Here is a 7542-nt window from a genome sequence, read left to right as displayed (position 1 = left end):
TAACCTAATAGAAATTTCCGCCCATTGTTGCGCGCGTAGCCTGAGTACTTCCCACCCCGTTTCTAAAGGAATTTCATGTCAGACAAAGCAAATATTGGTGTCGTTGGTCTTGCCGTTATGGGCTCGAACCTAGCCCGCAACTTGGCATCTCGCGAAGGCAACAGAGTTGCCATCTACAACCGTTCTGTCGAGCGAACCGACCTATTGGTGAGCGAGCACCCAGAAGCTAACTTCATTCCAAGCGAAACCATCGATGCATTTGTTGCTTCATTGGCACGCCCACGAACCGCGATCATCATGGTTCAGGCAGGCGCCGGCACCGACGCCGTAATTAGCCAGTTGGCGGAGAGATTCGAATCGGGTGACATCATCGTTGACGGCGGTAACGCACTTTTCACCGACACCCTTCGTCGCGAGAAGGATGTCAGCGCCAAGGGCATTCACTTTGTTGGTGCTGGAATCTCCGGTGGTGAAGAAGGTGCCCTCAAGGGTCCATCGATCATGCCTGGTGGAACCGCCGAGGCCTATAAAACCCTCGGTCCAATTCTTTCCTCAATTGCAGCGGTAGCCGAGGGTGAGCCATGTGTTACCCACGTTGGCACCGATGGCGCTGGTCACTTTGTAAAGATGATCCACAACGGCATCGAATACGCCGACATGCAGCTAATCGCTGAGGCATACGACATTCTTCGCCAGGCTGGCGGCTTCTCCCCCAGCGAGATCTCTGAGATTTTTATCAAGTGGAACCAGGGCGAGCTAGAGAGCTACCTGATTGAGATCACCGCGGAGGTGCTCAAGCAGATTGACGCGAAGACCGGCAAGCCATTCGTAGATGTAGTTCTAGATGCCGCCGGATCTAAGGGAACCGGAGTCTGGACCGTTCAGACCGCGCTAAACCTTGGCACCCCGGTTTCTGGAATTGCCGAGGCAGTGTTTGCAAGAAGCCTCTCCTCTCAGTCCAGCCAGCGTGCGGGCAATGCCGGCATGGCCGCTCACACCACCAGATGGTCGGTTAGCGATAAGGCAGCCTTCGTTGAGGATGTTCGCAAGGCACTTTACGCATCCAAGATCATTGCCTACGCCCAGGGTTTTGACGCGATTCGCGCCGGTGCACAGGAGTACAACTGGAAAATCAACCTAGGCGCTGTTTCAAAGATCTGGCGTGGCGGTTGCATCATTCGTGCACAGTTCCTAAACCGCATCGCAGATGCCTACGGCAAGAACGAAAACCTGCTGAGCCTTTTGTTTGATGACTACTTCGCCAAAGCAATCGATGCATCGCTTGCATCATGGAGAAACGTGGTTGCACACAGCTCGCTGGCTGGTATCCCAAACCCAGCCTTTGCATCTTCTTTGAGCTACTACGACGGCCTGCGCGCGAAGCGCTTGCCAGCGGCACTGGTTCAGGGACAGCGCGACTTCTTTGGTGCACACACCTACAAGCGCGTTGACCGCGATGGCGTGTTTCACACCCTGTGGTCGGCAGATCGCTCGGAGATCGAAACCACACCATCTAGCCACTAGATTTCATTAGGTGAAATCACACTGGATTTGGAAATTCGTTCCAATGGCCCTGATCTGGGGCTCCAGTTTCTTATTCACCGAACTCTCGCTTAGATTCCTACCTTTTTACGGTGTCGCTTTTTGGCGAACGTTCTTAGGTGGCGCGGCGATGTTTGGCTTGGTGTTTTTGCTCAAGCTTCAGCTGCCAAAAGGAATCCAGTGGTTCCACCTGTGGGTAGCCGGCGTGCTGATGTCGGCAATACCGTTTGCACTGTTTAGCTTCGCGCAGCAGTCGACCACTTCTTCGTTGGCCGCAATCATCGGGGCAGCAACCCCGATTTTCACATTGCTTGCAATCTTGACCATCTACCGAACCGAGAAAGTCACCATCGTCGCAACGATTGGTTTGGCTGTTGGGCTGATTGGTGTCGCAATCACCCTGGGCATCTGGGAAGGCTTTGGACAAAATGACCCGATGGCGATTGGGGCATTGGTTTTGGCAACAGTTTCTTATGGCATTGGTGGTCCATACATCCGAAAGTTTGTAACCCCGATGAATCTTTCGGGAACGTCCTCGGCGGCAGCGCAGGTCTTCACAAGCGCTATCACGCTGTTGCCGTTTTACCTGTTCACTGGACCGCTTTTCACCAGTAGCCCAAGTATCGAATCGCTTTTGGCGATTCTGGTGCTGGGGGTTTTGGGTTCGGGCTTTGCCTACCGACTGTTCCACGATGTCATCAAGGCTGCTGGCTCCGCGATTGCCTCAACAGTTACCTTCACCAATCCGGTATTGGCGGCCATCTGGGGAATCTTGCTTTTGGGGGAAGAACTGCACTGGTATGAGCCCATTGGTGGTGCGGTGGTAATTCTGGGAGCCTGGCTAGCTCAGCACAAGAGCTCTAAATAGTGGTTGCATAACCGCGCCAAACTACGGTTGGTTTAAAGCCCTGGTTTTCGTAAATCTGCAGTGCTCCGGACTCATTGCCGGTGTCCACGCTCAGACCTACCGACTGGTAGCCCTTCTGGGCTGCGTGAGCGACTCCCCACTGCAGTAACAACTTCCCTAGCCCAAGACCGCGGAACTTCTCCAGCACGCCGAGCTTGTCCACCCAGCCGCCATTCACATCTGACCGCGCATCGTTGGAGATCAAAAGCCCGGCGGGTTCGCCTTTTACCCTTGCGATAAAGACGCCCTTGCGATCCAACTTAGGCTCTGCAGTCTTCTCTGCGAGCCAGTTATCGTGGCCAAGTGGGATGTAACCAAAGTGACCGGAGAAAGACTCGGACTCAAGCATGTGCAGCGCGCTTGACTCGCCCACTAGATCAACTGCCTCAATGGTGATGTCCACAGGAAGTTGCGGAAAGCCTTTGTCGATTGGCTCTTTGACCAGCTTGTAGTAGTCACGCAGAAAGCTCAGGCCGCTTTCCTCAAAGAGAGCAAGAAGCTCGGTGTCCATTTTGTTGCAATAGGTTCTTACGTCAAAGCCCTTGCGGTTTTGCTCCAGCCACGCAAAAGCTGCATCAAAAAGCTCTTTGGACTGCGCCTTGGTGCCGACGGTAAAAAAGTCAGGTTCAACTTTGTTTCTTGGAGTCGAGGTTTGAATAAACATGACGGCCTTGATTCCGCCTTCATCTAGGACCATGGTGTGGGCAGGCTCTTCGTAGCCATTTAGGAACTCGGTGATTTCACTAAGTGGCATTTGTTCAAAGTCTGGGTCTACGCGCAATTCGTGGTTGTTGCAGACCGAAAGCAGTGCTTGAGCGTCATCAAGGGTTGCGACTCTAATCATTAGCGGTAGATGCTTTCCTTAGATCTGGGATGGTCCAGGCGCGAACCTAAAAAATAATAACCCCGAACAAAGTGCCAAACATGCCAAGGGCCAAGCCTGAGATTTCTAACGATTTGTTTATAAATGTCGGAGGGTTGAGGTGAAATTGGGGGTAATTTCCCTTGGTTCTACAGCGAGTAAAAATAACTTTTTGACAATTTAGGTGAACAACCCGCGACACGCGGGATTAGCTACTGCCTTAAAGTTCAACCTGTGGGTTAATGTTCGAGAAATAACTAAATAAGTGAAAAAAATCGCGAGTTGCTACTACATCTAGTGGTTAAGTGCTAATGTTGTAAATCCACAGTTTGCGAGAATTTTCACAAAAATTTGCTAAAACCGGGCCTAAAAACCCACTTATCCAGGAGGAACACCAATGGCGGTGACCGTTTACACGCTCCCAGCTTGCGTTCAGTGCGACAGCACTAAGCGCATGTTGCAGCGTAACCAGATTGAGTATGCCGAGGTCGACATGTCTCAGGACCCAGTAGCTCTAGAAATGGTCAAGACCATGGGTTACACCGCGGCACCAGTAGTCGTCTCTGGAGACGAGCACTGGAGCGGTTTCCGCATGGACAAGATCCAAGCAATCTCCGCTTAGTTGAGGTGGATGAGATGTTCGACGTTGTTTACTTCTCGAGCGTCTCAGAAAACACCAAGCGCTTCGTAGACAAACTAGGTGCTACCGCCATCCGGATACCACTCAAATCCGAAGAAGCAGCCGACTTTGTACACGATCGGGACAGTGTCCTAGTAGTCCCCACCTACGGTGGCGGAAACGATGAATCAACTGTTCCAAAACAAGTAATCAAGTTCTTGAATAATCCGGTAAATCGGAAACACATCAAGGCGGTCATTTCAGGGGGAAACACCAATTTTGGTGCCCACTTCTGCAAGGCCGGCGACATAGTCGCCAGCAAACTCGGGGTTCCGGTGCTGTATCGGTTCGAGATCACTGGCACCCCAGAAGACGTAACGGAAGTAAAAGAAAGGCTGGCCGAACTGTGGCAAACCAACTAGTAGAAGTAGCTGATGACCAGGGAAACCTAACTGGCAAGCAGACCATCGAAAGCGCGATGTCCTATCAGGACCTAAACGCGATGATCAACCTGTGGGGTGCTGATCAGAAGCTTCAGCTGGAGAAAGACAAGCTTGCGGTTCGCAAGTACTTCCTAGACCACGTAAACCAGAACACCGTCTTCTTCCACAGCCTGAAGGAGCGTCTGGACTACCTGGTTGAGAACGAGTACTACGAGAAGGAAGTACTGGAACAGTACTCTTTCGAGTTCATCGAGAAGCTTGAGAAGCTTGCCTACTCCAAGAAGTTCCGCTTTGAAGCATTCATGGGTGCCTACAAGTTCTACACCGGCTACGCGCTAAAGACTTTTGACGGCACTCGCTACCTTGAGCGCTTCGAGGACCGCGTTGTAATGGTTGCGCTAACCCTTGCAGCTGGTGACGAGACCACCGCAATCAATTTGACCGAGGAGATCATCTCCGGTCGCTTCCAGCCAGCCACCCCAACCTTCCTAAACTGCGGTAAGAAGCAGCGCGGTGAGTTCGTCTCCTGCTTCCTGCTTCGCATCGAAGACAACATGGAGTCGATTGCCCGTGGCATCAACTCAGCGCTGCAGCTATCTAAGCGCGGTGGCGGTGTTGCACTTTCACTTTCTAACGTTCGCGAATACGGTGCTCCAATCAAGAAGATTGAGGGCCAGTCCTCCGGCATCATCCCAGTGATGAAGCTATTGGAAGACAGCTTCTCCTACGCCAACCAGCTAGGTGCTCGTCAGGGTGCCGGTGCGGTTTACCTAAACGCACACCACCCAGACATCATGCGTTTCCTAGACACCAAGCGTGAGAACGCAGACGAGAAGATTCGTATCAAGACTCTTTCCATCGGTGTGGTTGTTCCAGACATCACTTTGGAGCTTGCGAAGAACGGCGAGGACATGTACCTGTTCTCCCCTTATGACGTTGAGAAGGTTTACGGCGTTCCGTTTGGCGACATCTCGGTCACCGAGAAGTACAACGAAATGGTCGATGACCCACGCATTCGCAAGTCCAAGATCAAGGCTCGTGAGCTGTTTGAGCGCATTGCTGAGCTTCAGTTCGAGTCCGGCTACCCATACGTCATGTATGAGGACACCGTAAACGCTGCTAACCCAATTCAGGGTCGCATCAACATGTCCAACCTCTGCTCTGAGATCCTGCAGGTGAACACCCCTACCACCTACAACGCTGACCTCAGCTATGACGACATCGGTAAGGACATCTCCTGCAACCTAGGATCGATGAACATCGCCATGGCAATGGACGGTGGCGACCTAGGTCTGACCGTTGAGACTTCAATCCGTGCGCTAACCGCAGTTTCTGACATGTCCAACATCGAGAGCGTTCGTTCGATCTCAGATGGTAACCACAAGTCACACGCGATTGGCCTTGGCCAGATGAACCTGCACGGTTACCTTGCTCGCGAGAAGGTCCACTACGGTTCGGAGGAGTCGATCGACTTCACCAACATTTACTTCTACACCGTGGTTTACCACGCCATCAAGGCGTCAAACAAGATTGCTATCGAGCGTAAGAGCTACTTCCACAACTTTGAGAACTCAAAGTATGCAAGTGGCGAGTTCTTCGATAAGTACACCGACCAGGTTTGGGCACCAAGCACCCCGAAGGCTAAGGAGCTGTTTGCCAAGGCAAACGTTACTATCCCAACCCAACAGGACTGGAAAGAGCTGAAGGCTTCGGTAATGAAGCACGGTATCTACAACCAGAACCTTCAGGCCGTGCCTCCAACCGGTTCGATCTCCTACATCAACAACTCGACAAGCTCGATCCACCCAATCGCTTCTCGTGTTGAGGTTCGTAAGGAAGGCAAGCTAGGTCGCGTTTACTACCCAGCTCCATTCTTAAGCGAAGAAAACTGGGAGTACTACGAGGACGCCTACGAAGTAGGACCAGACAAGATCATCGACGTCTACGCTGCTGCAACCCAGCACGTTGACCAGGGTCTATCGCTAACACTGTTCTTCAAGGACACCGCAACCACCCGCGATGTTAACCGTGCACAGATTTACGCATGGAAAAAGGGCATCAAGACCATTTACTATATTCGCATTCGACAGGCTGCACTTGAGGGCACCGAGGTCGAAAACTGCGTCAGCTGCATGCTCTAGGAAAGAGGGAAATCAACATGGCTACCAAACTGATTACCAGACCTATCAACTGGAACAAGATCGAGGACTCCGTTGACCTAGACGTCTGGAACCGCCTCACCCAGAACTTCTGGCTGCCTGAGAAGGTCCCAATCTCCAACGACGTGCAGTCCTGGGAGAACCTGCGTCCTCACGAGCAGAAGCTAACCATGCACGTGTTCACCGGTCTGACCATGCTGGACACCATCCAGGGCACCGTTGGTTCAATGAGCCTGATGCCAGATGCTCGCACCCCTCACGAAGAGGCAGTGATCACGAACATTGCGTTCATGGAGTCGGTCCACGCCAAGAGCTACTCGAGCGTGTTCTCAACCCTTTGCTCCACCAGCGACATCGACGAGGCCTTCCGCTGGTCCGAGGACAACCCATACCTTCAGAAGAAGGCCGAGATCATCTTGGGTTACTACCGCGGTGATGACCCACTAAAGCGCAAGGTTGCCTCCACCCTGTTGGAGTCCTTCTTGTTCTACTCGGGCTTCTACCTACCGATGTACTGGTCCTCCAGAGCGAAGCTAACCAACACCGCTGACCTAATTCGCCTAATCATTCGCGATGAGGCCATTCACGGTTACTACATTGGCTACAAGTTCCAGCTTGGATACAACGAGTCTTCAACTTCCCGCCAGGAAGAGCTAAAGAGCTACACCTACGATCTTCTCCTCGAGCTCTACGAGAACGAGGTTAAGTACACCGCAGACCTGTATGACGAAATTGGGCTAACCCACGACGTCAAGCAGTTCCTGCACTACAACGGCAACAAGGCACTGATGAACCTTGGGTTTGACCCACTGTTCCCTAAGGATGACTGCCAAGTCTCCCCTGCCATCCTCAGCGCCCTAAGCCCAGCCAGCGATGAGAATCACGACTTCTTCTCTGGCTCTGGCTCGTCTTACGTAATTGGTAAGCACGAAGCCACCACCGATGATGACTGGAACTTCTAGGAGATATTCATGGACTGCAATTGCGGTAAAGACACTTGTGGCTGCGGC

Annotated in this window: 7 protein-coding genes; 6 read left to right on the top strand and 1 reads right to left on the bottom strand. The window is 52.3% G+C overall.

Features of this window, described 5'->3' with window-relative positions; genetic code table 11:
- Positions 1-75 precede the first annotated feature (75 nt).
- Together gndA and AC128V_RS05865 are read left to right on the top strand one after the other, a co-directional pair.
- Positions 76-1524 (top strand): NADP-dependent phosphogluconate dehydrogenase, encoded by a 1449-nt coding sequence (gndA, locus tag AC128V_RS05870; RefSeq protein WP_482763743.1) that lies wholly within the window; start codon positions 76-78, stop codon positions 1522-1524.
- Between the two features lie 10 nt (positions 1525-1534).
- A complete protein-coding gene (locus AC128V_RS05865) occupies positions 1535-2410 on the top strand; it encodes a DMT family transporter (RefSeq protein ID WP_482763742.1) in 876 nt (291 codons plus the stop codon).
- Here AC128V_RS05865 and AC128V_RS05860 read toward each other — a convergent pair.
- Entirely contained in the window at positions 2403-3293 is an 891-nt protein-coding gene (locus AC128V_RS05860) for a GNAT family N-acetyltransferase (protein ID WP_482763741.1), read from the bottom strand. The two genes, AC128V_RS05865 and AC128V_RS05860, sit on opposite strands and share 8 nt — an antisense overlap.
- A 415-nt stretch (positions 3294-3708) precedes the next feature.
- On the opposite strand from AC128V_RS05860, the gene nrdH reads away from it, so the two are divergent.
- Genes nrdH through nrdF form a run of 4 tightly spaced genes read left to right on the top strand, consistent with a single transcriptional unit; the run spans position 3709 to position 7494 of the window.
- Entirely contained in the window at positions 3709-3933 is a 225-nt protein-coding gene (gene nrdH / locus AC128V_RS05855) for a glutaredoxin-like protein NrdH (protein WP_482763740.1), read from the top strand.
- 14 nt (positions 3934-3947) lie between these two features.
- A complete protein-coding gene (gene nrdI / locus AC128V_RS05850; protein ID WP_482763739.1) occupies positions 3948-4352 on the top strand; it encodes a class Ib ribonucleoside-diphosphate reductase assembly flavoprotein NrdI in 405 nt (134 codons plus the stop codon).
- Positions 4353-4408: 56 nt separating this feature from the next.
- Positions 4409-6514 carry a class 1b ribonucleoside-diphosphate reductase subunit alpha gene (nrdE, locus tag AC128V_RS05845; RefSeq protein ID WP_482763744.1) on the top strand — a complete coding sequence of 702 codons (2106 nt, stop codon included), beginning with the start codon at positions 4409-4411 and terminating at the stop codon, positions 6512-6514.
- 17 nt (positions 6515-6531) lie between these two features.
- Positions 6532-7494, top strand: a complete 963-nt coding sequence (nrdF, locus tag AC128V_RS05840; RefSeq protein ID WP_482763738.1) for a class 1b ribonucleoside-diphosphate reductase subunit beta — start codon at positions 6532-6534, stop codon at positions 7492-7494.
- Positions 7495-7542: the final 48 nt, after the last annotated feature.

It is taken from the genome of Aquiluna sp., from assembly GCF_965064355.1.
Note: the sequence above shows the minus strand (reverse complement) of the source record. Positions and strands in the feature narration are given on the sequence as shown.

What these genes read in the sequence shown, in the direction of transcription:
- gndA (WP_482763743.1), top strand. Translation starts at nt 76, where the DNA reads ATGTCAGACAAAGCAAATATTGGTGTCGTTGGTCTTGCCGTTATGGGC.
- AC128V_RS05860 (WP_482763741.1), bottom strand. Translation starts at nt 3,293, where the DNA reads ATGATTAGAGTCGCAACCCTTGATGACGCTCAAGCACTGCTTTCGGTC.
- nrdH (WP_482763740.1), top strand. Translation starts at nt 3,709, where the DNA reads ATGGCGGTGACCGTTTACACGCTCCCAGCTTGCGTTCAGTGCGACAGC.
- nrdI (WP_482763739.1), top strand. Translation starts at nt 3,948, where the DNA reads ATGTTCGACGTTGTTTACTTCTCGAGCGTCTCAGAAAACACCAAGCGC.
- nrdE (WP_482763744.1), top strand. Translation starts at nt 4,409, where the DNA reads ATGTCCTATCAGGACCTAAACGCGATGATCAACCTGTGGGGTGCTGAT.
- nrdF (WP_482763738.1), top strand. Translation starts at nt 6,532, where the DNA reads ATGGCTACCAAACTGATTACCAGACCTATCAACTGGAACAAGATCGAG.